The following is a 26017-nucleotide window of genomic DNA, read 5'->3' as shown; positions in this document are numbered from 1 at the left end:
AAATACAACTTTTAACAATTCTAGGCTTATCTTAGCCCGCATATTCGGGCAAAGTTAAAAATAATGCAAATTGTACAATTCAGTTGTTTAAAAAAAATTTATGTTTTTTTCATCATAATTTTGGTTAGCACTTCTTGTTTTGCTCAAAACCAGAGCCAATCACTTAGTGGTACCAGCACGTTCTGGAGCCATGTGCGTTTTGGCGGTGGCCTTGGCTTAGGCATTACCAATGGTGGTTTTAACGCTAGCGTCTCACCAAGTGCCATTTACCAGTTTAATGAACAATTCGCTTCTGGCGCCAGTGCAACTTTCAATTATGCGAAATACAAAGAAGATAAACGCACAGCTTATGGTGGTAGTATATTATCACTGTACAATCCGGTACATTTTTTACAAATCTCAGCCGAACTTGAGCAGTTACGCGTAAACCAACGTTTTGATTTAGGTACTACTATTATTGAAGAAAATTACTGGTCGCCAGCTCTATTTATAGGATTAGGCTACACAAGTAACCTTGTAACAGTAGGCATTCGTTATGATGTGCTTTTTGACAATAACAAAAGTATTTATGCTGGTGCTTGGATGCCTTTTGTTCGTATTTATTTATAAACAGGAGGACACTAAAATGATAGATAACTTAGATACGCCTAAGAATCTACTACGTAAAGAATTTTCTAGAATTACATTTACCATTAAAAAGAAACCATCAACAAGGCTTCATTTTAATATCTAAAGAACTACTTTCTAATTTTCTGTTCCCAATCCCAAGCAGATTTCATTGCCTGATCTAAGGTGTATTCCGATTTCCAACCTAAAACATTATTTGCTTTCGTGGTATCAGCGTAAGCCGAAGTGATATCACCAGCTCTACGATTCATTATTTTATAATTCAATTTCTTACCTGAAACTTTTTCGAAACTTTTTATCACCTCAAGAACACTACTACCAGTACCAGTACCAACATTAAAAACCTCATAATTGGAATCATTTTTATTTTCCAATAAACGTTTTAATGCAATTACATGAGCCTTAGCTAAGTCAACAACATAAATATAATCACGTACAGCTGTACCATCTGAAGTTGGATAATCATCACCAAAAACAGACAGTTGTTCTCGCATTCCAACTCCAGTTTGTGTAATAAAAGGAACCAAATTCTGCGGAACTCCTGTTGGCAACTCACCTATTTCAACACTAGGGTGTGCACCCATAGGATTAAAATAGCGTAGCGCAATTGCATTCAAACTAGGTGTAACCTTACAAGTGTCTGAAATTATCTCTTCACCCATTTGCTTTGTATTTCCGTACGGAGACTCTGCAGTTTTAACTGGAGCATCTTCGGTAATAGGCATTACATCAGCCTGCCCGTAAACGGTACAAGAAGAGCTAAAAATGAAACTTGACTTTGCTTTCTGTGAAAGTTCTTTCAAGATATAAACCAAGGTTCCAATATTGTTCTCGTAATACAACAATGGTTTTTCAACGCTCTCTCCTACCGCCTTCGAGGCTGCAAAATGTATAACACCTTCAATATCATCATGTTTTTTGAAAAAATCTTCGACCTTATCGCGATTTTTTAAATCTAATTTTTCGAATAATGGAAGCTTTCCTGTTATTGCTACTATGCCGTCTAACACCTTCTCTGTTGAATTTGAGCAGTCATCAATAATTATAACTTCAAAACCTTGGTTTTGCAATTCAACAACTGTATGAGAACCTATAAAACCTAATCCGCCAGTAACAAGTATTTTCATCAAAAATTATTTTACTTTATTTCTGAAATCTCCAGAAATTAATGATATTCTATTTTGTAAGAAGTGCAAACCTAAGACAATAAATCACTTTTCATTAACAAAACCGATGATGGTCTCAGTAATATAGTTAATCTGTTCGTCATCAAGTTCTGTGTGCATTGGCAATGAAATAACCTCTTTTACAAGTTGGTTGGTTACCGGAAAATCTGACTCTTTATATCGTTCATCTTTATATGCCTTTTGTAAATGTAATGGCACCGGATAATACACCCCATGCGGAATATCTTTTGAATTCAAATGTTCAGCGAGAGCATCTCGTTTACCATTAACAATTTTTAAAGTATATTGATGAAAAACATGACATTCATAATTGTAATTGATTTCAGAATCAACATCAACCATTTTAGGAACTACAATATGTTCTTGACCTTCAAAAGCCTTTGAATATTTTCTAGCAGCTGCTCTTCGTTTTTCACAATAAGTGTCTAGCAGCGGCAATTTTGCACGTAAAACTACAGCTTGTATAGAGTCAAGCCTTGAATTCACTCCCACTACATCATGATAATATCTACGATACATTCCATGATTAACGATACCTCTTATAGTATGCGCCAAATCATCATCATTTGTAAAAATAGCACCACCATCACCATAACAACCTAAATTCTTTGATGGAAAAAAAGATGTTGAACCCACATGCCCCATTACACCTGACTTTTTTTTGCCACCATCTTTAAATGTATGATTAGCACCAATTGCCTGTGCATTGTCTTCAATCACAAAAAGGTTGTTTTTTTCTGCGATTTCAAGAATAGCGTCCATATTAGCACATTGACCAAAAAGATGCACTGGCACAATAGCCTTTGTCTTTGGTGTAATTGCGCGTTTAATTGCCTCAATATCTATATTAAAGTTATCTGGATCTACATCCACTAAAACCGGAGTAAGCTGCAATACTGCTATAACCTCTACTGTTGCAGCAAAAGTAAAATCAGCAGTAATCACCTCATCACCAGGTTTAAGCCCAAGACCCATCATGGCAATTTGCAAAGCATCAGTGCCATTCGCACAAGGTATGACATGTTTGACGCCAAGGTATTGCTCTAATTCACTTTGAAAGGCATGCACCTCTGGACCGTTGATATACGCTGACGAATCTAAAACCGAGGCTATTCCGTTATTTACTTGTTCTTTTATCTCTTGATACTGGCCTTTGAGGTCGACCATCTGTATTTTTTTCACGAAGGATGTTTATAGAGTTACACAAAAATACAAAATGCCGATATATGATTTTGAATGTATTTAGAAAAGAAGAAGTATTTTCGCATCAAAGTATTTTTCAGTGTATTTCATTTATAATCTTTTTGTTCAATTCGCATGGTTGCTGCTGCAACTAATAGCCTTATTTAATAAAAAAATAAGTCTGTTTGTAAAGGGAAGAAAAAACACCTTCGCAGTCTTAAACAAACAGATCTCACCCAAAGATGAAGTTATTTGGGTTCATGTGGCATCATTAGGTGAATTTGAGCAAGGATTACCTATTATTGAAAAATTAAAATTAGAATACCCTACTTATAAAATACTCGTAACTTTCTTCTCACCTTCTGGTTATGAAGTAAAAAAAGAAACCAAAGTGGCTGATGCAGTGTGCTATCTTCCAATGGACACAATAGGAAACGCTCATAAATTCTTAAACAAAGTGAATCCAAAATTGGCAATTTTCATTAAATATGAAATCTGGCCTAACTTTCTAAATGAGCTGCAAAAAAGAAAAACACCAACAATCTTGGTTTCAGCTATTTTTAATAAAAATCAAGTTTACTTTAAAAGCTATGGTGGCTTTATGCGAAAGGCTCTTAAAAGATTTCAACATATTTTTGTGCAAGATGAAAAGTCTAGCACCTTATTAAGGTCCATCAAAATAAATAATGTTACAATAAGTGGAGACACACGTTTTGATCGAGTGGCGCAAATTTTAGAGCGCGACAATTACAATGAAACCATTCAAAACTTCAAACAAAATCAAACCTGCTTTGTCGCCGGAAGTTCTTGGCCTGAAGATGAGCAAATAATTGTAACTACCATCAATAGCTCTTCTCTTCCCATAAAATGGATTATTGCGCCACACAACATCAAACTAGATCAAATTGAAAAACTAAAAAATTCAATTAAAAAAAAGACGGCACTTTATTCTGAGCGAAATCAATTAGATACTCAGAATTACGATGTAATAATTATCGACAATATCGGACTACTTACCCAGATATATAGCTATGCAGATATTGCATATGTCGGTGGTGGCTTTGCTACGGGGTTGCACAACACCCTTGAACCTGCAGTTTTTGGTATTCCGGTAATAATTGGCCCCAATTATCACGGTTTTAAAGAAGCTGAAGAAATGGTCAAGATTAAAGGAATTCAATTAATTTCTAATACTGAGGGTTTCAAACAATTATTAGACGAATTTTTAGACAAAAACCAATATTCTTTAATGAAAGAAGCTGGAGCGATTAACGCCAACTACGTGACCGAGAATAAAGGCGCAAGCATCCAAATAACCTCATATATACGTACATTACTCTAACCCATATCGTTAGTGTAATGAAATTGTCAAAAACATTTCTATTTATATTCTACCTATTCTTTACTTTCATAGCTTGTGATGGATGTATTCAAAAACCTAAGCCACAAGAACCTTCAACAAACCACAAAGATGTTGAAGAAATAAAGAAAACACGCAGAAAAATCGACAGTATTAAAACGTTAAAAAAGAAAAAATCTAAACGTTCAGATTCGCTCAAACCAAGCATCGTCACTTTATAATTTTTAGAAAGCTCAGTTGTTTATTTTTTGTTAGTTTTACGAAAACCATAAAGCCAAACAAAATGAACTCCAAACTTTTCCGAATATCACTCACAGCTGCACTTTCAGGTTTCCTATTCGGATTTGATACTGTTGTTATTAGCGGTGCCAATTTACCTATTAAAGAACTCTGGGATACTTCACCGTGGTTTCATGGCACCTTTATTATGTCTATGGCTCTTTGGGGTACAGTAATTGGCTCTTTATTTGGAGGTTTACCCTGCGACCGTTTTGGCAGAAAAAAGACCTTATTTTGGATAGGTATTCTTTATGCCTTTTCTGCTATTGGCTCTGGTATCGCTACAGACCCGTATATGTTTTCATTTTTTAGATTTATAGGAGGATTAGGTGTTGGCGCATCATCAGTAGCTGCCCCAATTTATATATCAGAAATTTCATCACCAGAAAATAGAGGAAAACTTGGAGCCTTATATCAGTTCAATTTAGTTTTAGGAATCTTAATTGCCTTTATTTCTAACTACCTACTACAAGGTGTTGGCGGAAGTAATGACTGGCGCTGGATGCTGGGCGTTGAAGCTATACCTGCTATTTTATATACCATAATGGTAGTAAGTATACCCAACAGCCCGAGATGGTTGGCCATCACAAAAGGCGATGATGCTGGGGCGCTTAATACTTTAAAGTTGATTTATAGCGAAAATCAAGCTTTAAGTAAGTTAAAAGAGATTAAAGACAGTGTGTCTATCAATAATGTAAAGGAAAAGCTATTTTCTGGTCGATATAACACACCGCTATTGCTTGCCTTTTTAATTGCATTTTTCAACCAATTATCTGGAATCAATTTTGTGTTGTACTATGCACCAGAAATTCTAGAACGTGCAGGACTTGCTGCACAAGAGTCATTATTCAGTTCTATAGCGATTGGTATAGTAAACTTAATATTTACGTTTGTAGGTGTATGGCTAATTGACAAATTAGGTAGAAAACAATTAATGAAAATAGGGTCTATTGGTTATATCATAAGCCTTGGCATGGTAGGCTGGTGCTTTTATTCAGGTGCGAGTTCTGCTTTATTATTGACCTTTGTGCTGATATTTATTGCTTCACATGCTGTTGGTCAAGGTGCAGTTATTTGGGTTTTTATTTCAGAAATTTTTCCTAATAAAGTTCGTGCATTTGGTCAATCTTGGGGAACTGGAACGCATTGGGTATTTGCAGCAATAATAACCTTAATTACCCCTATTTTTCTGGATTCAGAAGATGGTATTTTTAAAGATAATCCGTGGCCGATTTTTATCTTTTTTGCAGGTATGATGGTATTACAATTACTTTTTGTTCTTTTTATGATGCCTGAAACAAAAGGAGTATCATTAGAAGAATTAAGCAAAAAACTTAGTGGAAAAAAAGAGGCTTCCTAAGAATCAAAATCACACTTTAACCGAGTATTTTTACCGTATACCGAAACAGTAAAATAAGTGCTATGTTAATCACCGATTAATCATAACACACTGCAATACAGTTACTTTTTTTTATTATATTTATTACAAATAGTAAATTTATGGAAACTGATATTACATTTGGAACCCGAATGTTAAACGGATTTTTGAAAGTTATGGTCATTTTTCTTGTTGGTATTTTAATTTCGGTTGTGGTAGGATTACTACTCGTTGCCGTTGGAATATATTAATTAGAAAAGTACAACAACCCCAAATTAAATCTTACTAATTCCTATTTATTATTAAAAATTTGATTTTGACAAGCCAAAAAGCCCTGACAATAGTCAGGGCTTTTTCTTTATAACTATTTTATTAAATAAACAAAGCCATCTACTACTGTAGATGGCTTTGCACTGACCAATTCAAAATATCACAATGACATTTCTCTATATAATAGACTGATCAAAATGAAAATTGTTACATTATTCTGAACTTATTTTTTACCAATAATACGAAGCACGTCAAACGCTTTCTTGACAACTATTGAATTATCACCATCTACATTTAAATCCTTGAATAATATCTCTTCGTCATCAATCTTAATTTTATAGATTTTGAATGGCAAACCATACAAGTTTATTTTAAATGTATCATATGATGTTACATACTTACCAGCCTTATATTGCTGAATAACTACTTCGTTATCTTTTCCTGTAAGACTAAAGTTTCGTTTACTAAATACACCATTTGTATATTCAAAGCCATCATTAGCATCTTCATATACCATTGACTTTTCTTTACCTTTTTTATAGTAAACATCAAGAACAAGCTCAGTAATTTCTTTTTCACCTACATATTGCTGAATAGGATATTTAGGAATAATAGCGCCTTCACGAATAAAAAATGGTATAAAATCAATATCCGCATCTACCCATTGCTCTTTTCCGCCTGTTACAACTTCATTGGTCCAATAATTAAACCATCTTCCTCTAGGCACATACATTCTTCTACCTCTCGCGTTTGGCTCTAGAATTGGACAAACCAATATATGATCACCAACCACAAATTCATCTGTTCTAAAATGCGTTTGAGTATCAGCTTGATCAATCATAACCAAAGACTTTAACATTGGCACACCTTCATTTGCGTATTTCCAGAATGTGCTATATAAATATGGTAAAAGTTGATAACGAATTTCAATAAATTTACGCACAACATCAGTTACACCTTCATCAAAAGCCCAAGGCTCTTGATCCCCATGATCACCCGATGAATGGGTTCTACAAAAAGGGTGAAAAATACCTAATTGTATCCAACGTGCATATAACTCGCCATTGGGTTGTTCTGCAAAACCACCAATATCAGATCCAATAAATGAAAAACCAGACATACACATACGCTGTGCTTGAATATTGGCAATCCATAAATGTTCCCAAGTAGCTACATTATCACCTGTCCAAGAAGATGTGTAACGTTGCGTTCCTGAATAAGCGGATCTAGTAATTACAAATGGTCTCTTTGGATAAATGAATTTTTTTACACCATGGTAGGTTGCCCTAGCCATTTGCATTCCATATATATTGTGTGCTTTTCTATGACTACAAGGGTTACCATCATAATCATGTCTTACATCATTTGGAAACGTTTTGTTTGGCACCTCCATAATTGCAGGCTCATTCATATCATTCCAAACACCATGAACACCTACGTCTTCAATAAGTTCTTTATACAACCCAGCCCACCAATCGCGCACTTCAGGTTTAGTAAAATCTGGAAAATAACACTCTCCTGGCCAAACTTTACCCTTCATATACGGGCCATCTGCACGTTTACAGAAGTAATCTTTTTCAAGTGCCTCTTGAAAGACATCATTTTCAGGGTCAATCTTAATTCCTGGATCAATGATAACAACAGTTTTAAAACCATCTTCTTCAAGCTCTTTCACCATGCGTTTAGGATCTGGAAAATATTCTTTATTCCACGTAAAGCATCTAAAGCCTTCCATGTAATCAATATCAAGATAGATAGCATCACAAGGAATCTGCAATTCTCTAAACTTACTGGTTATTTCTTTTACTTTTGATTCAGGATAATAACTCCATTTACATTGATGATAGCCTAACGCCCACATTGGCGGCAAATGGTGCGGCTTACCAGTTAAATCAGTATAATCAGCAACCACATCAGCCATATCTGGACCATAGATGAAATAATAGTTCATTTCACCCCCTTGTGCCCAAAAACTAGTCACATTTCTGCGCTCACTTGAAAAATCGAAAAAAGAACGGAACGTATTGTCAAAAAATACTCCGTATGCTTTCGATTTATGTAAGCCAACATAAAACGGAATTGATTTATAAATAGGGTCTGTATCTTTTCCATAAGCATAAGAATCAGTCACCCAATTCTCAAAACGTTTGCCTTTCAAATTTAAATGCACAGGCTTATCGCCTAGACCATAAAAGCTTTCACCTTCTTGACTAATCTTGCTCATTTTCACAACATTACCACCAAACTCATAGCTTTCTTCCCAATGAAAACCTAGTTCATCTTCACTAAGTAATGTTTTATCAACTGCATCATAGATAGCCTTCCGCATATCTGCTTTGTGAATCTCGCAAATCAATTTTTCAGTTGTGATAGTATACTTGTCATCATCTTCTGAAATATCTAGATAATTATATCCTTCACTATGATATTTTGTTATTGCATATGAAAAATCTTGACTAATATCTTGGTGGCTTGTATAACGAAAACGTAAAACACCATCTCGCAAAATTTTAACTTGCAAAAATATATCGTTGTCTGCCTTAAAAATTAAGGTATCAACATTCTTCTCATATGTAGATATCTTGCCCGGAAATAAGTTTCCCTTATATTCCAGTTCAGTATTAGTAATCATAATTTTCTTTATTTAAACACTTACAAATGAAATCAATTCTATTAAGAATTAAAAGCTTTAACAACGCATTTGACAATTCATCGATTATTGCGAAGAATCTTGTCAATAATATTAAAAATGCCTTAGTAAATACGAAAACAACATAATGATTTTAAGTCCATTTAAGAACTACCACTCCTAATGGAGGTAGCTTAACATCTGCAGAATGCGATTTATTATGCCAAGTAGACTTTTTAATTTTTATTGCTTTTAAATTTCCAACACCACTACCCTGATACTTTTTAGCATCACTATTGAGTATTTCTTTTAAACTTCCATTTCTAGGAAGGCCTATTTTATAATTCTCTCGTATAACTGTAGTCATATTACAAATTACAACTAGGTCATTTTCTACATCATGACCTTTTCGAATATAAGATAAAACCGAATTTTCAGCATCACTATGATCTATCCATTCAAAACCCTCATTGCTAAACTGTTTTTCATACAAAGCAGGTGTATTTTTATATAATAAATTTAAATCGGTAATATACTGCTTAATACCACTATGAAAATCATATTGTAAAAGGTGCCAATCAAGGCTACCTTGAAATTTCCATTCTTCACTCTGACCAAATTCTGAGCCCATAAATAGCAATTTAGCGCCAGGATGCGTAAACATATAACCATACAATAGCCGAAGATTAGCATATTGTTGCCATTCATCACCTGTCATACGACCCTTTATTGATTTCTTACCATAAACCACCTCATCATGAGATAATGGAAGCATAAAATTCTCAGAAAAAGCATAGGTCATGCTAAACGTTATATCATTCTGATGATGCTTTCTATAAACACCCTCTTTTTGAAAATACTCAAGTGTATCATGCATCCAACCCATCATCCATTTCATACCAAAGCCCAACCCACCTAAATCAATAGGTTTTGAAACTCCTGTAAAATTGGTTGATTCTTCAGCTATGGTCTGTGTATCAGGATAATTCTCATACACAGCCCTATTCAACTCCTTTATAAAATCTACGGCCTCTAAATTTTCATTACCCCCGTACTTATTAGGATCCCACTCTCCTTCATCTCGTGAATAATCTAAATAGAGCATTGACGCTACAGCATCCACCCTTAGACCATCGGCATGAAACTTATCTAACCAAAAAAGTGCATTGCTTATTAGAAAAGATTTTACTTCATTTCGTCCGTAATTAAAGATTAAGCTTTTCCAATCTGGGTGATATCCTCTTTTTCTATCAGGATGTTCATAGAGATTTGAACCATCAAAAAAGCCAAGCCCATGAGCATCTTCCGGAAAATGAGAGGGAACCCAATCAAGAATGACCCCAATATCATTTTGATGTAGTTTATCTATTAACAACATAAGGCCTTCGGGTTCACCAAAACGAGATGTTGGAGCAAAATACCCTGTTAATTGATATCCCCATGAAGGGTCATACGGATATTCCATTATTGGCATAAACTCTACATGAGTAAATTCCATTTCTTTAACATAAGCAACAAATTCTTCAGACAGTTCTTCGTACGTTAATGAGCGATTTTCTTCAATTTTACGTTTCCATGATGCTAAATGCACTTCATATACTGAATACGGCTTATCAAGAGCATTCTTATCTTTACGGTAGCCCATCCAAGACTTATCTGCCCATTTATAGTTAAGGTCCCAAATTATTGAAGCAGTTTTTGGCGGATGTTCACAACTCAAAGCAAATGGATCAGCTTTTTCAGTTTTTATACCATGATTGTTACTATGAATTTTGTACTTGTATTTATCACCTTGTTTTAAGCCAGGTATAAAGCCTTCCCATATACCAGACCCATCCCATCGTACATTTAACTTATGTTCACCATCTGTCCAAAAATTAAAATCACCTATTACAGATACTTGATTAGCCGAAGGAGCCCAAACAGCAAAATACGTACCTGCTTTGCCGTCTACCTTTATAAGGTGTGATCCAAATTTATCATACATTCGGTAATGCTTCCCTGATTTAAATAGGTTTACATCAAATTCGGTCAAAAGGCTGTGTACAATTACGTTGCTCATATATCTTGTTATAGGGGTCTATATCTGACTAATTCATTATTCAAGACAAATTAAAAGTACTATTTAGAACTTCAAGAATTAACCTTAAATTAATTGTGTGAACTAAGTACATTTTTCATTTTCTGAATCACAATGCATTAAATATCGCATTTCCAACTCGGTTTATCATTAAACTTTTACATTTTATTCCAAAAAACTATTCTAATTAATAAGTCTGCGTTTATTATAGCAAATTCAATATCAAATTTGGCTTCTACATTAATAGTAAAAATGACAATTGGGTATCAAATTACATTTTTAAGTATTAATAAGAAAGATCTAATCAATTATTTAAAATCACACTCAATACGTCTACAGACCAAAATTTATATCAATTTGAATGACTCTCAAAACAGCAAACAACCGCTTAACGTATAAACTAAACCGTTCATCCTGAGCACTATTTGACAAATAGCTAAGACTAGCATTTTCGACCACAAAAAATGGCAATTTCACATCAACTTAAGGTACAATTCACAACAATTAGCCAAAGCAGGGTTCTATTCAATATAACTTTGAATCATAATTAAAAACCTAATATCATGTCAAATAAAATAAAAAGTTCATTGTTTCTAAGTTGTTTCATTATCGCTCTTTCTGTATATAACTTTAGCATGCCAGAATCAGAAAACAATTATAGTAATTCAATTGAATTGGCTAATGCAGATATACAAAATGCAAATCACGCTCTTGAATTTGATATTGTAAACAATAAGTAAATAACGTTACTAACTATTCAACTCAAAATATAATCAAAAACCCCCATATCATGTCAAATAAAATAAAAAGTTCATTATACCTAAGTTGTTTTATTCTAACATTTACAATCTATACAGTTAGTATTGATAATTCAAAAAATAATTATGACAACTCTCCGGAAATAGCTGTTGCAGAATTTAACCAAGAGTCTCCAATGAATTACCTACAATTCGAGGAAACAAAATAACCCCAAACATAACCTACTTAATTAAAGGGTGTAGATAAATCTACACCCTTTTTTATTTGATGTTTTATTAATTAATTAACCCAATATCATTAAATAGATACTTAATTTTGTAATTGAACTAGAATACCAGCATGACAACCTTGCATACTCCTACAAATCAGTAATTTGCATTACTATTGTTATAGTTTAAAATGCCCTAATTATGAATAACACGTACATCTTAAGGTTTAGCAATTGTCTTTCAATTAGAATTGATAATTATACAAGCACTATATCAATTGCACATAAATCATTCATTTTTATTTTGATAGCAGGATTTTCATTAATTACTTCTACCACACAAGCGCAATGTGGGTCTGAACCTTTTCCTAACCAATGGGCAGTTCATGAATATCCGGCTAATCCATATACAGCGGTATACACCTTTGCGAATTATGATTTAGATGGAGATGGGCTTAAAGATATTGTTACTGGAGGATGGTGGTATAAAAACTCGGGGGTTGCCTCAGATGATTGGACAAAAAGTACTATTGGCGGTAATTTTGGTAATGTAGCGCACGTTCATGATTTCGATAATGATGGCGATATGGACTTACTAGGAACGACTTTAGGTTCCTCAGGAACTGAATATCAAAGTGTTCAACTGGTTTGGGCAGAGAATGATGGATCTGGAATTTTCACGGTACATACTAATTTACCTACTATTAGCTCAACATGGTCCGAACCTTTTCTTGCAGGTTTAGCAGGAGGCGATTTTGGGTCAGGGGGTACTTATCAAATGGCAATAAACTGGAATGGTGCAGAGAATACAAATGAACCTGTTCAATTACTTACACCAACAGCAACACCAACCACAGGAACATGGAGCCTTGAGACTATAAGTAATGATTCTTCTGGAGAAGATCTTCAAGCGGCTGATATAGATGATGATGGTGATCTCGATCTTTTTCAAGGAGTAAATTGGTTAGAGAATAACGGTACAGGTGTTTTTACTACACATTTAACAGGTTTAAGCTATGGCAGCACTCCAGATCGAGCACAACTAGCAGATTTTGACGGTGATGGTGATTTAGATGCCGTAGTAGGTCAACTAGGATATGGTTCTAATTCAAACAGATATGATTTTGCTTGGTTTGAAGCACCAGCTGACCCAACCCAAACTTGGGTGAAGCACTTATTGTCTACTGACGTTCATGGAAGTCTAAGTGTATTTGCTGCTGATATTGATTTTGATGGCGACAAAGACATTATCGTAGGTGAATGGTTAGGCTCAAGAAGATTAATGGTATTTGAAAATAATTTATTTTGCAATGAAGATTGGGAAATGCACGTCATTGATGATAGCCCTCAAAATTGGGAACATCATGACGGCGCCAGAGTAGTAGACATAGACAATGATGGAGATTTAGATATTATTTCGAATGGCTTTAAAAATCAAAAAGTAGTTAGAATTTATGAAAATTTATCCACTGTAGTAATTAATAGTCAACCTACAGCTAATGCGGGTTCAAACAAATCAATTACGCTACCAACTAATTCTAGCACTATAAATGGAACTGGAAATGACCCAGATGGTGGAAATGTAACTTTTGCATGGACGCAAACTAGCGGACCCAATACTGCAACTTTATCAAACAACACTACAGCAAACTTATCAGCAAACAATCTTATAGAAGGTACTTACGTTTTTCGTTTAACCGTTACAGATGATGAAAACGACACGGATTTTGACGAAATGTCTGTAACTGTCAATCCCGCACCAAATACCGACATACCTATTGTTAATGCAGGAAACAATCAAAATATCACTTTACCAAGCAATTCTATTATTCAAAATGGTTCAGGTAACGATCCTGATGGTGGCACTGTCACTTTTGAATGGACACAAACTAGCGGACCTAATACTGCAACTTTATCAAACAACACTACAGCAAACTTATCAGCAAACAATCTTATAGAAGGTACTTACGTTTTTCGTTTAACCGTTACAGATGATGAAAACGACACGGATTTTGACGAAATGTCTGTAACTGTCAATCCCGCACCAAATACCGACATACCTATTGCTAATGCAGGAAACAATCAAAATATCACTTTACCAAGCAATTCTATTATTCAAAATGGTTCAGGTAACGACCCAGATGGTGGAAATGTAACTTTTGCATGGACGCAAACTAGCGGACCCAATACAGCTACTTTATCGAATAATACTACTTCAAACTTATCCGCAAACAATCTTATAGAAGGTACTTACGTTTTTCGTTTAACCGTTACAGATGATGAAAACGACACTGCTTTTGATGAAATGTCTGTAATTGTAAATGCAGAATCACAAACCAATACTGATATTCCATTAGTAAACGCAGGAAATAACCAAAGCATCACGTTACCTACAAATTCAATCACGTTAATCGGTTCAGGTAGTGACCCTGATGGTGGCACTGTCACTTTTGAATGGACACAAACTAGCGGACCAAACACTGCAGCACTTGCAAATTCAAATACAGCAATTTTAAATACTAGTTCGTTAATTGAAGGCACTTATGTTTTTCAGCTAACTGCAACTGATGACGAAAATGATACCGCATTTGATGAAACAACTGTTACTGTTCTTGCTATTGGCAACACCAATCAACCCCCTACCGCCATTGCTGAATCAAATATCATAACTGGGGAAGCTCCTTTAACTGTTCTTTTTACCGGTAACAATTCAACAGATGACACAGCAATTAACTCATATGATTGGAATTTTGGCAATAATGAAACTAGCGTAGAAGAAAATCCAACGTACACATTTAACAATGCTGGCACTTACTTAGTAGAATTAACTGTAACCGACTCAGAAGGACTAACAAACACAGCGTCAATTAACATTACTGTTTCAGCATCAGAATCTATTAGTGAAGAAACTGGTGTAATTCTAGAGTTAAACCCTGCTCAAGAAGGTGTTGCGCGAATACTTTTAAAGAATCAACCATTAGGCATTGTAGTTACATCACTTTTATTACATGATTCTACAGGACGCTTTATAGAGTCTTTTAACATTGAAAGAGTTGCCACAACTCAAGACACGTATGAATTACCAATTACCACCCTTAGAGATGGCTTATACTTCATTAGTTTGGAACTAAACTCTGGCGAATACAAGGTATTAAGTCTTTTGATTCAAAATTAAATTCATCAATTCTGACAAAGATCTTGTTGATTCCAATCGCAGGCTAATTTCCCATTAAAGCAATGGAGCTCCTTATTTCACTAGCCATCTGCAATAAATTACATTCTTTTCATTAGGTTAAAAATTTCCCAAAATACTATTTGGCATTAAACCAAACTTCTTTCTCAAGGTCAAAGTAGTATAAAACTTAAAAAATAAACAAATGAAAAAAGTAATCGTATTAATGATGCTTTTAGTAGGCGTTACTACAATAGCACAAGGGAAAAAAGAAAGATCACATAGTGATGGTATGAAAAATTTAACCGCTGAGCAGGTTGCAACTTTGCAAACCAAAAAAATGACCTTAGCACTTGATCTTACAAAAGGACAACAAACACAAATACAGGCGTTAAATCTAAAAAATGCTAAAGCTAGAAAAGCCAAAATGGACGAACGTAAAGCTTCTAAAATAGAAGGAGAACGTAAAAAGCCAACATCTGAGGAACGTTTTGCAATGCAAAATGCCAGATTGGATGCTCAGATAGCTCAAAAATCGGAAATGAAAAGCATTCTTTCAGAAGATCAAATGATAAAATGGGAGAAAATGCACCACAACAAAAGAAAACAACGTGGTAAAAAAGGGTTTAAAAAAGAGAGACAAAAATAGGTTGATAGTGAAAGTTGGTTGATAAAGCCATCTGCTCAGGCGGATGGCTTTTCTTTTTCATAAAACTTCTTTACAAAGTCACGCTCTCTAATGCAGCAATTGTTTCATCAAGATCTTCATATGAAAGTGCATCATTTAAAAAATAGCTTTCAAAAGCACTTGGTGGTAAATAGACTCCCTGATTCAACATACCATGAAAGTACTTTTTAAAAGTCTCATTATTGCCTTTTGCTGAACTAGCAAAATCGACTACAGGTTCTTCTGTAAAATGAACTGAAATCATGCTTCCGAGCCTATTAATTTGATAAGGCACTCCTTTTTTATTCAAAGCTTGCTCTATGCCATTGTGTAGGTATGCTGTTTTTTTATTAAGACTTTCAAAGACCTCAGGGTTATTGTTTAATTCGGTCAACATAGCTAACCCAGCACTCATTGCTAATGGATTTCCACTTAATGTACCTGCTTGGTAAACCGGACCATCAGGAGCCAAATGCGACATAATCTCATTTCTAGCAGCAAAAGCACCTACCGGCAAGCCGCCACCTATAACTTTTCCAAAACACATAATATCTGCAGCGATACCTAATGCTTCTTGAGCACCTCCTTTTCCTAATCTGAATCCGGTCATTACCTCATCAAAAATTAGAAGAATATTGTTTTGTGTGCAAAGTGCTCGTAAACCTTGAATAAAATCATCCGAAGGAATAATACAGCCCATATTACCAGCAACTGGCTCAATAATAACAGCCGCAATTTCATTAGAATTTGCTTCTACCAATGCTTTCACACTTGCCAAATCATTATAATTAGCCAATAAGGTATCTTTTGCAGTGCCTTGCGTAACACCAGGACTATTAGGACTACCAAACGTTACAGCCCCACTACCCGCTTGTATTAAAAATGAATCTGAATGCCCATGATAACAACCTGAAAACTTTATGATTTTATCTTTACCAGTAAAACCACGCGCTAATCGCACAGCGCTCATACATGCCTCAGTACCACTATTTACAAATCGAATTTTATCAATATTTGGCACCATTGAAACAGCCAGTTTCGCCAGCTCGGTTTCAATTTCGGTAGGCATACCAAACGAAGTTCCTTTTTTAGCCTTTTCTATTACAGCATTAATAACAGGTTCATAGGCATGGCCTAATATTAATGGGCCCCATGATGCGATGTAATCTATAAAGCGATTTCCATCTTCATCAAAAAGATAGGCACCTTTAGCTTCCTTTACAAAAATAGGGTCTCCGCCAACAGCTTTAAATGCACGTACGGGTGAATTCACACCCCCAGGAATATATTTTTTTGCCTCATGAAATAGAGCGCTACTTCTTTTATAATTCATTATAAATTTCTATTAGATGCTTCTTATCTGCTTTATAGATTAGCAAACTAAGCACAAAAATTAAGTTATTTTGATTCTACAACCAACCGTTGGCCTATTGCCAGATTTGTGTCGTTCATTTTGTTGAGACGCTTTAAATCACCTACTGAAATAGCATATCTTCTAGCAATTGAGTAAAGTGTATCACCTTGTTGTACAGTATGAATATTATCAGCACTATTCAATCCGGAGGTAGTTACTACAACATCATTTCTTACATCAACTCGATTATCGTATTTATAAAGCTGAAATTTTTCAATCAATGAAATTAATTTCTGAGGATATTTTTTATCCGTGGCGTAACCCGCCTTACTTAAACCTTTTGCCCATTTTTTATAATCATAAGGTGTTAAATCAAATAGAAAGGCATATCGCGAACGGGAAGTTAAAAAGTGGCTATGGTCTCGATACGAATACATTGGGTGATTGTATTTTCTAAAACATTCCCCTTTTTCATCATCATCATGAAAATCATAATCACCCTGCCAACCCGTATGGCATTTTATACCAAAATGATTGTTTGTTTTTGAAGCCAATTCCCCTTTTCCGAATCCACTTTCAAGTAAACCTTGAGCTAAGGTTATACTCGCCGGAATACCAAATGCTTTCATTTCAAATTGAGCAATTTCAGCAAACTCATCAATATATTCTGTAATGGAACCAATTTCAAATTTTTGAAATTTACCAGAGTCTTCTGGCAACGGATATAAGCCGTCATCTTTAGAATTATTTTGCGTTGTTTTCTTTTTATCTACAACTACCTTGGGCCCTTTTTTACTTGGATCAGCATAGGTAACTCTTTGTTTCACTTTACAGCTTGAAACGGCCATAGTAAGGATACATAAAAGCATTAATTTCTTAATCATATAGCAATTAACGTTTTGTTCTTTTTTTCTAACATTAGATTCATGCCGGCAATACCTTGAAGCCCGCCAGTATGAATTGCCAAAATTTGGGTTCCAGGTTTAAAATGGTTTTTTTGGATCATATCTAAAATTCCGTAAACCATCTTTCCTGTATAAATTGGATCTAGTGAAATATTCGTTTTCAATTTAAAGTCATTTATAAATTGAACCAACTCTTCTGTAACTTTAGCATATCCTCCAAAATGATATTCTGAAACTAGATTCCAATTTTTCTTAACCGCGAATTTACGAATATCTTCCTTTAAAAAATCACCCTTCAATGCCGAAAAACCTAACACAAACTGCTCATTCAAAGAAGCATTAATAACACCGGCAATTGTACCACCCGTACCAACAGGGCAACAAACAACATTGTAACACGAATCTTTTGCTTCTAGAATTTCTTCACAACCTTTTACAGCTAGTGGATTTGTACCACCCTCTGGCAAGCCATAAAATTCTCCAAATTCATTCTTCAATTCAACTAAAAAACTTGAATCTGCTTTATTTCGATAGTCTTTTCTAGATATGAATTTGAATTGCATTCCCATCTCATGTGCCAATTTCAGCGTTGGGTTATTCAGAAAATCATCTCTTAACTCTTCACCCCGAATGATACCAATTGTTTTCAAGTCATTCTCTCTACCAGCACAAGCAGTGGCGGCTATATGATTTGAAAAAGCACCGCCAAAAGTCAAAAGTTGTGTATGACCTCGTCGTTTAGCCTCTTGTAGATTATATTTTAATTTGCGAAACTTATTACCAGAAATAATAGGATGTAAAAGGTCTTCTCGCTTGATAAAAAGCGAAACGTTTTTTTCTTTTAATATTGGAAGTTGTATCTCTTGGTGTTGAATCAATTCTTTGGAGCTTAAACCCAAAGATATTTAATAAAGCTAAAAGGAGTACGTTCGGTAGTGTAATCTAGATTATTCTCATTCAAATAGGCCTCACGCTCAAAACTAATGTTTTGATAGCCTTTATATCGATCGAAGTAATAAATTGACTTAAGAATCCATTCCAAAAGATAGAAAATATAGAATGGGATTACGAGTAGTTCTAGCTGTTGCTTCAGGTGAATTTTTTCGTGATTTATCAAGAAAACATCATTCTTCAACGAGTCATTCTTTAAAATGATGAAAGGCCAAAGTGATAGGCCTACATAATTTTTACGGAAAAAATGTTTAAAAACTAAAATCATAATCTGACTTTAAAACGTTTACTAACAAAGATAATTGTTGTAAAACTGGTCAAATGAATAACTCAAAATTCTTGCCAACTACTATACATGTTCGACAAATTGGCCATTACACCCTTTAAAAGGGCTAGTTTCAAGTGTTAAAAGCATCAATAATAACAAATATTCGAGTAATTTTATAATCATTTTGATACTAAATATAGGGCAGTGAAAGAGTTAATACCGATTGAAGAGGGTGATTTTTATTGGTCTGAAGAAGGTTATCGTGTTTTCACAAAACAATATCATATAAAAAGAGGTTACTGTTGCGAAAGTGGTTGCAGGCATTGCCCATATGGTTATGATCAAAAAACAAATTCTCAGTAATTAACGCTGAGACCTTAAACTACAAATGATTCGGCATAGTTTTTGAAGTAATTATAATCGGAACAAACTGAATCTAATTCTAAAATATCCGTTATGAAAAAAGAAAGAATTTTTGCGCTTCCAGTACTTGTATTTCTGTTTTTAGCATCTTGTACTTCAGTGCGTGTATTATCAGATTACGACAAAGAGGCAAATTTTAATGAATACAAATCGTATGCATTTTATAAAACAGGAATTGACAAAGCTCATATTTCTGATTTAGATAAAAAGCGAATTTTAAAGGCGATTGAAGCTGAAATGGGTACTAGAGGTTTTGTGAAATCTGAAAACCCTGATGTATTAGTGAGCATTTTTACTAAAGAAAAAGAACAAGTAGACATCTACAATAACTATTGGGGTGGAGGATTTGGATGGGGATGGAGCCCATTCTATTATGGCGGATATGGCCCAGGTTGGGGCGGAAATAATATTCAAAGCAGAACTGAAGGCTCTCTTTATATTGATTTAATTGACGCTAAAAACAGAGAATTAGTATGGCAAGGAAAAGGTATTGGAAATCTTGGCAACCATACTAAAATTGAAAAGAAAGAAGCGCGTATAAAAGAGTTTGTATCTGAGATTTTACAAGCTTATCCACCAGAGATAATATCCGCAAAATAAGTTTATTTACACTTAAAACCTTAAAAGCCCACTATCATCTGATAGTGGGCTTTTTTCGTAACTTTAGCTAAGAAATAAATTATAATTTTAATGGCTGTCTGCATAATATTGGACACTACAGCTTTGCCCAACTAAAAATATGAGAATGAAACTATCGCTTTATACTCTTCTACTTCTTTTTGTTTCGCAAACACTAATTGCGCAAACAGCATATGAACACAATTATGACGAAAATAAAGTACCTCAATTTCATCTCCCTGACCCATTAAAAACATTTGAGGGTAAACAAATTAAAACATCACAAGAATGGACCAATATGCGCAGACCTGAACTGTATTCCTTTTTTGAAGAAAATGTTTATGGAAAAGTACCTGGCGCAATTGACGACATTTCATTTGAAGTTATTGAACAGGGCAATAATGCTATCAATGGAAAAGCAATTCGCAAACAAGTAAAGGTCACCCTCACAAAAAACAAACAATCAATTAGCTATACTATATTAATATACCTACCTAAAAACAAAACCACAGCCCCCATTTTCATGGGACCTAATTTTCGAGGAAATCATACCGTGAATGCAGACCCCAATATCATCATGACCAGTGCCTGGGTACCTAACACTAAAGAATTAGGTATTACTGACCATAAAGCGCAAGAATCATCGCGAGGCACACGAACAAATAGATGGGCTATTGAAAAAATTATAGATGGTGGCTTTGGGTTGGCTACTATTTACTACGGAGAAGTTGACCCAGATAAAGATGATTTTTCAGATGGTTTACATAGTTTATTTTATTCAGAAGGACAGCTTAACCCAAAACCAGATGAATGGGGCAGTATTTCTGCTTGGTCTTTTGCGCTTAGCAAAGCATTAGATTATTTTGAAACAGACAGCGCTATTGACGCCGCTAAAGTAGTAGTGTTTGGTCATTCTCGATTAGGTAAAACTTCGCTTTGGGCAGGGGCTTCTGACCAAAGATTTGCTGGGGTTATTGCCAATGATTCAGGCTGTGGTGGAGCGGCACTATCAAAAAGAAAATATGGAGAAACAATAGCGATAATCAATACTGCTTTTCCGCATTGGTTTAGTGATAATTTTAATAAATATATAGAAAATGAATCTGCTTTACCAGTAGACCAACATGAACTATTGGCTCTAATAGCACCAAGACCTCTTTATATTGCAAGCGCAAAAGAAGATAGATGGGCAGACCCCAAAGGTGAATTTCTTTCTACTCATTTTGCTTCGCCAGTTTATGCTTTATTTGATAAAGAAGGAATTTCAACAAGTAAGATACCAGAAGTAAATCAACCAATACAAAATATAGTAGCATATCATATTCGAACTGGTAAACATGATGTTACAGAGTACGACTGGGAACAATACATTAAATGGGCAAAAAAACACATTGAATAGCACTAAGCCATTGCATTTTTTTTAATTGCAAAAGCAAAAAAATATATAAAATGTTCTTCGTTTAATCTTTAAAAGGTAATCCTGAAAAATTCTGTTCAACGGCTTCACCTTGATATTCTAATGTCCACTCCATAGAATTCGTCAAAATATAAAACTTTTGAAGCTCACTCATTAGTCGATTTTGAGCATTGGTTTTTAAAGAAGAGGCTTCTATTTTCTTCAACAATGAATTATTGACATTTTTTTTAATACGATTATAATCTCGTTCATCAAACGGATTAAAATAATCGGCTGAAACATCATAATATTCAAAATCTGGATTAATTTTCACTTCGGCTTCTGGTAAACTTTTAATACGTAAAATTTTATTGGGTTCATCAATTTCAAAATCGATTTTAGACAAATCATATGCCATAGTAACCTCTGCATTAACAACTACAAGCGCTTTCTTATTTGCCGATATTAAAGAACCAAAAAGTAATTGTGAATCTTTATAATTATACACCTCAGCAAAGTGCCCTTCAGTGACTATTAATTTAGAAACATTTTCAATTTGCTGCTGAATCAACATTGAATTTTCTTGAAGTATGGTTTGTTCTTTTTTATCATCAGAACATGACCGAAAAACCAACACGAAAATTAAAGTTACAACAACACCAAGCAATACTTTTTTCATAATAACTTACCAATTTTAGTTCTCGTTTTGAAAGTATAAAACAGAAAATTATTTTAATGTTAAAACTTCATAAACGGGTACTCTTGTTGAAGATACGTAATTTTCTTTTCGAGGGTTTTAATGAATTTTTGATGCTGCTCAGATTGCTCATTAAAAGGTCGATGTTGCAAACCTTTTTGAACTTCCTCAACTTTCTCCATACTAGAAAAAGCAGTGTTAGAAATCCAGGCTTTTTTAAACTTCAACCATATGTAATCAACAGCCAATTGATTTGGATGAACCATATCAGTTTCATAAAATCGATAATCACGTAATTCATCCATCATAATTTCATATGAAGGAAAATACAAAGCACTATCTTGTTCAATTATTTCATGAATTGCAGCAATCAAATGCGCCTTACTTTTTTGGTTCTCCACAAAACCATCTTTTAAATGGCGAACTGGTGAAACTGTAAAAACTATCGCAACATTCTTATTGATTTTACGAATTTGTTGAATGCAATTTTTCAAACAATTTATAACTTCATAAACACTTAATAGTTCTTTTTTGAATTCAGATTGTGGAATTTTGTGGCAATTTGAAACAATTCTTTCATTTTCTACTTTTCGATACACCCATGCTGTTCCAAGTGTAATAATGATATGTGAAGCTTCCTTAATTCGTTTTTTTGAAGCTTCTAAGCCTTTATTTAATTTCAGCAAAAGTGCATCTTTTGATGTATCACTTAAAACCGAATGTGCATCAAAACAATGCCATCTTTCATTCTGAAAAAAAACTTCTTTTTCAGAATACAAAGTACTAGAAACTGACCGTTCAATTAAATTTTCAATTGCCTTTGGATGAAACAAAATACCAAACGGATTTTGTAATGATTGAAATTTAAAATGCTCAAACTTAGCACCAATATGCTCTGAAAAACAAGAACCTAAAATTAACAAATGGCTTTTATACGCTATTTGGTTTACTGATTTTTGAAGCGGTATTTGGGTTTGGAGTTTCATTAAGTTATATTTTCATTAAAGGGGTACTAGGACTTATTTTATAATCGTTAGTCTTATTTAAATACTTTTTTTTTGGCTTACTCTAAATTTTAAAAAAACAAGGTTACAAAACACATCTATTAAACGATGTCAAAATTACAAACACCTTACTTAATAACTTTTTTAAGTTCATTAATTACAACTCACATTAAACCTATTCCATTTTTTTAAACTTAAACTGTATTTTAGACATGTCCTAATGAAAAAAAAGTTAAACAAACTTATTAAATGAAAAAAGCTAAGTATTTGTTTCTAGGATTAACTCTTGTTCTTACTATGATACAATGTAAGGAACAAATTAGCATGGCACATGAAAATACAACTGCTTCTGAACGAACGGATGAATTGAAGGCGCCAGAACAACAACCCTACTATTTGTATGTATCAAATTTGATTGAAGCGTTAGATTTTATAGGAACCCCTATTTCTATGGCTGACAAAATCAAAATAAAAGAATTTCTTACACTAAACGATAAAGTGAATGAAATACAGGCAATTTTACAAAAATATACACTTTTTAATGTTCACATAAACCCAGAGAGTCGAGTAAAGGTCAATCAAGGGATGGCAAAACCACAATTGTCACAAGGTGGCTGGAAAACCTTCTTGGTTCAAGTGGAAAATCAAGCAGGAATTACCGCCCCTCTCACTGTTACTAGCGAACAGGCCAAACCAGTTTATAAGGTTGATAATACCAGTGGCGCAAATGAAAAAATAACCGAAGTTAAAATAAAAGATAGATGGCTAGACCTTAGTTTGTTTACCAAAAATCCGATGAAAGAAACGCTATCAGGTTTAGAAGTTGAATATTTTATCGTTCAACTGTACAGTAAAGATCAAGGCAAAAGGGCTGCAAAAATTACATTCTCTTGTGGGCGAGGAACTCAAGACATAGGATTTAGGAGCGAGATTGATATTTTATTCCAATGCTTACCAACTCAAAAAATAGTCTTTGAAATTCTAGATGAAAATCAAAAACCTACCACGGCATCATTAATTATTAAAGACAAACAAGGACATATATACCCAAGTCAAACGAAGCGTTTAGCTCCCGATTTTTATTTTCAGCCTCAAGTATATCGCAATCATTTAGAGAGCATTAATCTTCCAAAAGGAAAATACACTATTACCTATGGTCGAGGTCCAGAGTATATTTATAAGACAGAAGATTTTAATGTGAACGAAAAACCTGAACAATTTTTTAAACTAAATCTTGAACGTTGGATTGCACCTGCAAATAAAAAATGGTATTCCGGAGATCATCACATTCATGCAGCAGGCTGTTCTCATTACTCTTCACCCACTGATGGGGTTGACCCAAAACACATGTTTAAACATTTATTAGGTGAAGGTGTAAATATAGGAAGTGTACTTACATGGGGGCCTGGCTATTATCATCAAAGGCAGTTCTTTGAAGGTAAAGAACATCAACTTTCAACAGAAGAAAACATATTACGGTATGACATGGAAATATCTGGATTTCCATCAGGACATGCAGGCCATGTGGTATTGCTTCGCTTAAAAGATCAATTTTATCCAGGGACAAAAGTTATCGAAGATTGGCCTACTTACACTTTACCAGTTCTAAGATGGGCTAAAAAACAAGGAGCTGTTACCGGTTATGCCCATACTGGCTTGGGCCTCGAAGTTGTAACCAACAAAGTACCTAACTACGAGATGCCTAAGTTTGATGGTATTGGGGCCAATGAATATATTGTGGCTGCAACACATGGTTTAGTTGATTTTATTTCAACTATGGACACACCACCTTCTTGGGAATTGAACATTTGGTATCATATGCTTAATAATAATTTTAGAACGAGGATAAGTGGAGAAACAGATTTTCCTTGCATGAGTGATACCAAGGTGGCACATGGCAGAAGTTACGTTAAACTTGAAGGCGAACTCAATTTTGATTCATGGGTGGAAGGATTAAAGCAAGGGAAAAGTTATTGCTCCGAAGGTAATAGTCACTTGTTTGATTTTAAGGTTAACGACGTAGTTCTTGGTGAAAATGGGAGCGAACTAAAATTAAAAAGTCCGTCAAAAATTACGGCAACCGTTCAAGTATCTGCATTATTAGATAAAGAAAAGAATTTGAAAGTAAAACCTCTAGATACCCGTGGTGAATATTGGTTGCTACGACCTTATTGGAACCTTGAACGCAGTCGCATAGGAAATAGCCGAACAATACCGGTAGAATTGATTGTAAACGGAGAAGTGGTCGATAAAAAAATAATTACTGCTGACGGTGATTTAACCAATATCAGTTTTAATACTGCTATTATGCAAAGTAGTTGGGTAGCGATTAGAATACCTAATTCTGCTCATACCAATCCTATTTTTGTGATGGTGAACAACAAACCTATACGCGCAAATAAGAAAAGTGCTGAATGGTGTTTAAAGGCGGTCGATGTTTGTTGGGATTCCAAAAAGGATTTAATGAATGACAAAGAAAGAATTCTTGCTCAGAAAGACTATGCTCATGCAAAAAAAGTATACCAACAAATTTTAAACGACTATAAATAAGTGTTTTGCAGTAAAAAAATTAGATTTTGATTATAGATTCATCACTAATTGCC

General features: G+C 34.4%; 22 protein-coding genes. 13 read left to right on the top strand and 9 right to left on the bottom strand.

The features are described from left to right. Nucleotides 1-63: 63 nt before the first annotated feature. Nucleotides 64-609: an alpha-ketoglutarate decarboxylase gene (locus JQC67_RS07235; RefSeq protein WP_203252156.1), complete on the top strand. Its 546-nt coding sequence runs from the start codon at nt 64-66 to the stop codon at nt 607-609. Nucleotides 610-737: 128 nt separating this feature from the next. Here JQC67_RS07235 and galE read toward each other — a convergent pair whose 3' ends face one another. Both galE and JQC67_RS07225 read right to left on the bottom strand, forming a co-directional pair. After that, nucleotides 738-1754: a UDP-glucose 4-epimerase GalE gene (gene galE, locus JQC67_RS07230; protein ID WP_203252155.1), complete on the bottom strand. Its 1017-nt coding sequence runs from the start codon at nt 1752-1754 to the stop codon at nt 738-740. A gap of 84 nt (nt 1755-1838) precedes the next feature. Continuing rightward, on the bottom strand, nt 1839-2996 hold the full coding sequence (locus JQC67_RS07225) for a DegT/DnrJ/EryC1/StrS family aminotransferase (RefSeq protein WP_317198362.1): 1158 nt from the start codon (nt 2994-2996) through the stop codon (nt 1839-1841). A gap of 100 nt (nt 2997-3096) precedes the next feature. Here JQC67_RS07225 and JQC67_RS07220 point away from each other — a divergent pair, with 100 nt between their 5' ends. From JQC67_RS07220 to JQC67_RS19140, 4 genes are all read left to right on the top strand, one after another. Continuing rightward, nucleotides 3097-4338 (top strand): 3-deoxy-D-manno-octulosonic acid transferase, encoded by a 1242-nt coding sequence (locus tag JQC67_RS07220; protein WP_203252153.1) that lies wholly within the window; start codon nt 3097-3099, stop codon nt 4336-4338. A 17-nt stretch (nt 4339-4355) separates the two neighbouring features. Continuing rightward, the gene (locus JQC67_RS19045; RefSeq protein WP_238934521.1) at nt 4356-4577 is read left to right on the top strand and encodes a hypothetical protein; all 222 of its coding nucleotides are present in this window, start codon (nt 4356-4358) and stop codon (nt 4575-4577) included. A 62-nt stretch (nt 4578-4639) separates the two neighbouring features. Continuing rightward, nucleotides 4640-5995, top strand: a complete 1356-nt coding sequence (locus tag JQC67_RS07215; protein WP_203252152.1) for a sugar porter family MFS transporter — start codon at nt 4640-4642, stop codon at nt 5993-5995. Nucleotides 5996-6135: 140 nt separating this feature from the next. Continuing rightward, nucleotides 6136-6264, top strand: a complete 129-nt coding sequence (locus tag JQC67_RS19140; RefSeq protein ID WP_262896949.1) for a hypothetical protein — start codon at nt 6136-6138, stop codon at nt 6262-6264. A 242-nt stretch (nt 6265-6506) separates the two neighbouring features. Here JQC67_RS19140 and JQC67_RS07210 read toward each other — a convergent pair whose 3' ends face one another. Continuing rightward, nucleotides 6507-8915, bottom strand: coding sequence for a glycoside hydrolase family 31 protein (locus tag JQC67_RS07210; protein WP_203252151.1), 2409 nt, complete (start codon nt 8913-8915; stop codon nt 6507-6509). A gap of 151 nt (nt 8916-9066) precedes the next feature. After that, nucleotides 9067-10974: a 1,4-alpha-glucan branching protein GlgB gene (gene glgB / locus JQC67_RS07205; RefSeq protein ID WP_203252150.1), complete on the bottom strand. Its 1908-nt coding sequence runs from the start codon at nt 10972-10974 to the stop codon at nt 9067-9069. 581 nt (nt 10975-11555) lie between these two features. Between glgB and JQC67_RS07200 the strand changes: the two genes are divergently transcribed. From JQC67_RS07200 to JQC67_RS07185, 4 genes are all read left to right on the top strand, one after another. Beyond that, nucleotides 11556-11732, top strand: coding sequence for a hypothetical protein (locus JQC67_RS07200; protein WP_203252149.1), 177 nt, complete (start codon nt 11556-11558; stop codon nt 11730-11732). A 50-nt stretch (nt 11733-11782) separates the two neighbouring features. Beyond that, on the top strand, nt 11783-11959 hold the full coding sequence (locus JQC67_RS07195) for a hypothetical protein (protein WP_203252148.1): 177 nt from the start codon (nt 11783-11785) through the stop codon (nt 11957-11959). Nucleotides 11960-12161: 202 nt separating this feature from the next. After that, nucleotides 12162-15134 carry a PKD domain-containing protein gene (locus JQC67_RS07190; RefSeq protein ID WP_203252147.1) on the top strand — a complete coding sequence of 991 codons (2973 nt, stop codon included), beginning with the start codon at nt 12162-12164 and terminating at the stop codon, nt 15132-15134. 202 nt (nt 15135-15336) lie between these two features. Beyond that, nucleotides 15337-15780 (top strand): hypothetical protein, encoded by a 444-nt coding sequence (locus tag JQC67_RS07185; protein ID WP_203252146.1) that lies wholly within the window; start codon nt 15337-15339, stop codon nt 15778-15780. 70 nt (nt 15781-15850) lie between these two features. Here JQC67_RS07185 and hemL read toward each other — a convergent pair whose 3' ends face one another. From hemL to JQC67_RS07170, 3 genes are all read right to left on the bottom strand, one after another. Continuing rightward, nucleotides 15851-17131: a glutamate-1-semialdehyde 2,1-aminomutase gene (gene hemL / locus JQC67_RS07180; RefSeq protein WP_203252145.1), complete on the bottom strand. Its 1281-nt coding sequence runs from the start codon at nt 17129-17131 to the stop codon at nt 15851-15853. Nucleotides 17132-17196: 65 nt separating this feature from the next. Then, nucleotides 17197-18036 (bottom strand): glucosaminidase domain-containing protein, encoded by an 840-nt coding sequence (locus JQC67_RS07175; RefSeq protein ID WP_203252144.1) that lies wholly within the window; start codon nt 18034-18036, stop codon nt 17197-17199. Next, a complete protein-coding gene (locus JQC67_RS07170; RefSeq protein WP_203253216.1) occupies nt 18033-18932 on the bottom strand; it encodes a 1-aminocyclopropane-1-carboxylate deaminase/D-cysteine desulfhydrase in 900 nt (299 codons plus the stop codon). Before JQC67_RS07170 ends, JQC67_RS07175 begins: the two co-directional genes overlap by 4 nt. Nucleotides 18933-19480: 548 nt before the next feature. On the opposite strand from JQC67_RS07170, the gene JQC67_RS07165 reads away from it, so the two are divergent. The 3 genes from JQC67_RS07165 to JQC67_RS07155 all read left to right on the top strand — a co-directional run bounded on the left by JQC67_RS07165 (nt 19481) and on the right by JQC67_RS07155 (nt 21716). Further along, nucleotides 19481-19639 (top strand): DUF5522 domain-containing protein, encoded by a 159-nt coding sequence (locus JQC67_RS07165; protein ID WP_203252143.1) that lies wholly within the window; start codon nt 19481-19483, stop codon nt 19637-19639. 93 nt (nt 19640-19732) lie between these two features. Further along, nucleotides 19733-20299: a DUF4136 domain-containing protein gene (locus JQC67_RS07160; RefSeq protein WP_203252142.1), complete on the top strand. Its 567-nt coding sequence runs from the start codon at nt 19733-19735 to the stop codon at nt 20297-20299. 145 nt (nt 20300-20444) lie between these two features. Beyond that, the gene (locus JQC67_RS07155) at nt 20445-21716 is read left to right on the top strand and encodes a glucuronyl esterase domain-containing protein (protein ID WP_238934517.1); all 1272 of its coding nucleotides are present in this window, start codon (nt 20445-20447) and stop codon (nt 21714-21716) included. Nucleotides 21717-21777: 61 nt separating this feature from the next. On the opposite strand, the gene JQC67_RS07150 is transcribed toward JQC67_RS07155, so the two are convergent. Both JQC67_RS07150 and JQC67_RS07145 read right to left on the bottom strand, forming a co-directional pair. Continuing rightward, nucleotides 21778-22392, bottom strand: coding sequence for a DUF4230 domain-containing protein (locus JQC67_RS07150; RefSeq protein WP_203252141.1), 615 nt, complete (start codon nt 22390-22392; stop codon nt 21778-21780). Nucleotides 22393-22451: 59 nt separating this feature from the next. Then, nucleotides 22452-23396: a GSCFA domain-containing protein gene (locus tag JQC67_RS07145; RefSeq protein WP_203252140.1), complete on the bottom strand. Its 945-nt coding sequence runs from the start codon at nt 23394-23396 to the stop codon at nt 22452-22454. A 267-nt stretch (nt 23397-23663) separates the two neighbouring features. Here JQC67_RS07145 and JQC67_RS07140 point away from each other — a divergent pair, with 267 nt between their 5' ends. Continuing rightward, the gene (locus JQC67_RS07140) at nt 23664-25964 is read left to right on the top strand and encodes a CehA/McbA family metallohydrolase (protein WP_203252139.1); all 2301 of its coding nucleotides are present in this window, start codon (nt 23664-23666) and stop codon (nt 25962-25964) included. The last annotated feature ends 53 nt before the right edge of the window (nt 25965-26017 follow it).

Source organism: Aurantibacter crassamenti (assembly GCF_016811105.1).
GTDB classification, from domain to species: Bacteria; Bacteroidota; Bacteroidia; order Flavobacteriales; family Flavobacteriaceae; genus Aurantibacter_A; species Aurantibacter_A crassamenti.
The sequence above is the reverse complement of the archived record's forward strand: the minus strand, read 5'-3'. Positions and strand labels throughout refer to the sequence as shown.

Excerpts from the sequence above, each read along its gene's own strand:
- JQC67_RS07235 (WP_203252156.1), top strand. The coding sequence starts at position 64 with ATGCAAATTGTACAATTCAGTTGTTTAAAAAAAATTTATGTTTTTTTC.
- galE (WP_203252155.1), bottom strand. The coding sequence starts at position 1,754 with ATGAAAATACTTGTTACTGGCGGATTAGGTTTTATAGGTTCTCATACA.
- JQC67_RS19045 (WP_238934521.1), top strand. The coding sequence starts at position 4,356 with ATGAAATTGTCAAAAACATTTCTATTTATATTCTACCTATTCTTTACT.
- JQC67_RS07215 (WP_203252152.1), top strand. The coding sequence starts at position 4,640 with ATGAACTCCAAACTTTTCCGAATATCACTCACAGCTGCACTTTCAGGT.
- JQC67_RS19140 (WP_262896949.1), top strand. The coding sequence starts at position 6,136 with ATGGAAACTGATATTACATTTGGAACCCGAATGTTAAACGGATTTTTG.
- JQC67_RS07210 (WP_203252151.1), bottom strand. The coding sequence starts at position 8,915 with ATGATTACTAATACTGAACTGGAATATAAGGGAAACTTATTTCCGGGC.
- glgB (WP_203252150.1), bottom strand. The coding sequence starts at position 10,974 with ATGAGCAACGTAATTGTACACAGCCTTTTGACCGAATTTGATGTAAAC.
- JQC67_RS07200 (WP_203252149.1), top strand. The coding sequence starts at position 11,556 with ATGTCAAATAAAATAAAAAGTTCATTGTTTCTAAGTTGTTTCATTATC.
- JQC67_RS07195 (WP_203252148.1), top strand. The coding sequence starts at position 11,783 with ATGTCAAATAAAATAAAAAGTTCATTATACCTAAGTTGTTTTATTCTA.
- JQC67_RS07190 (WP_203252147.1), top strand. The coding sequence starts at position 12,162 with ATGAATAACACGTACATCTTAAGGTTTAGCAATTGTCTTTCAATTAGA.
- JQC67_RS07185 (WP_203252146.1), top strand. The coding sequence starts at position 15,337 with ATGAAAAAAGTAATCGTATTAATGATGCTTTTAGTAGGCGTTACTACA.
- hemL (WP_203252145.1), bottom strand. The coding sequence starts at position 17,131 with ATGAATTATAAAAGAAGTAGCGCTCTATTTCATGAGGCAAAAAAATAT.
- JQC67_RS07175 (WP_203252144.1), bottom strand. The coding sequence starts at position 18,036 with ATGATTAAGAAATTAATGCTTTTATGTATCCTTACTATGGCCGTTTCA.
- JQC67_RS07160 (WP_203252142.1), top strand. The coding sequence starts at position 19,733 with ATGAAAAAAGAAAGAATTTTTGCGCTTCCAGTACTTGTATTTCTGTTT.
- JQC67_RS07155 (WP_238934517.1), top strand. The coding sequence starts at position 20,445 with ATGAAACTATCGCTTTATACTCTTCTACTTCTTTTTGTTTCGCAAACA.
- JQC67_RS07150 (WP_203252141.1), bottom strand. The coding sequence starts at position 22,392 with ATGAAAAAAGTATTGCTTGGTGTTGTTGTAACTTTAATTTTCGTGTTG.
- JQC67_RS07145 (WP_203252140.1), bottom strand. The coding sequence starts at position 23,396 with ATGAAACTCCAAACCCAAATACCGCTTCAAAAATCAGTAAACCAAATA.
- JQC67_RS07140 (WP_203252139.1), top strand. The coding sequence starts at position 23,664 with ATGAAAAAAGCTAAGTATTTGTTTCTAGGATTAACTCTTGTTCTTACT.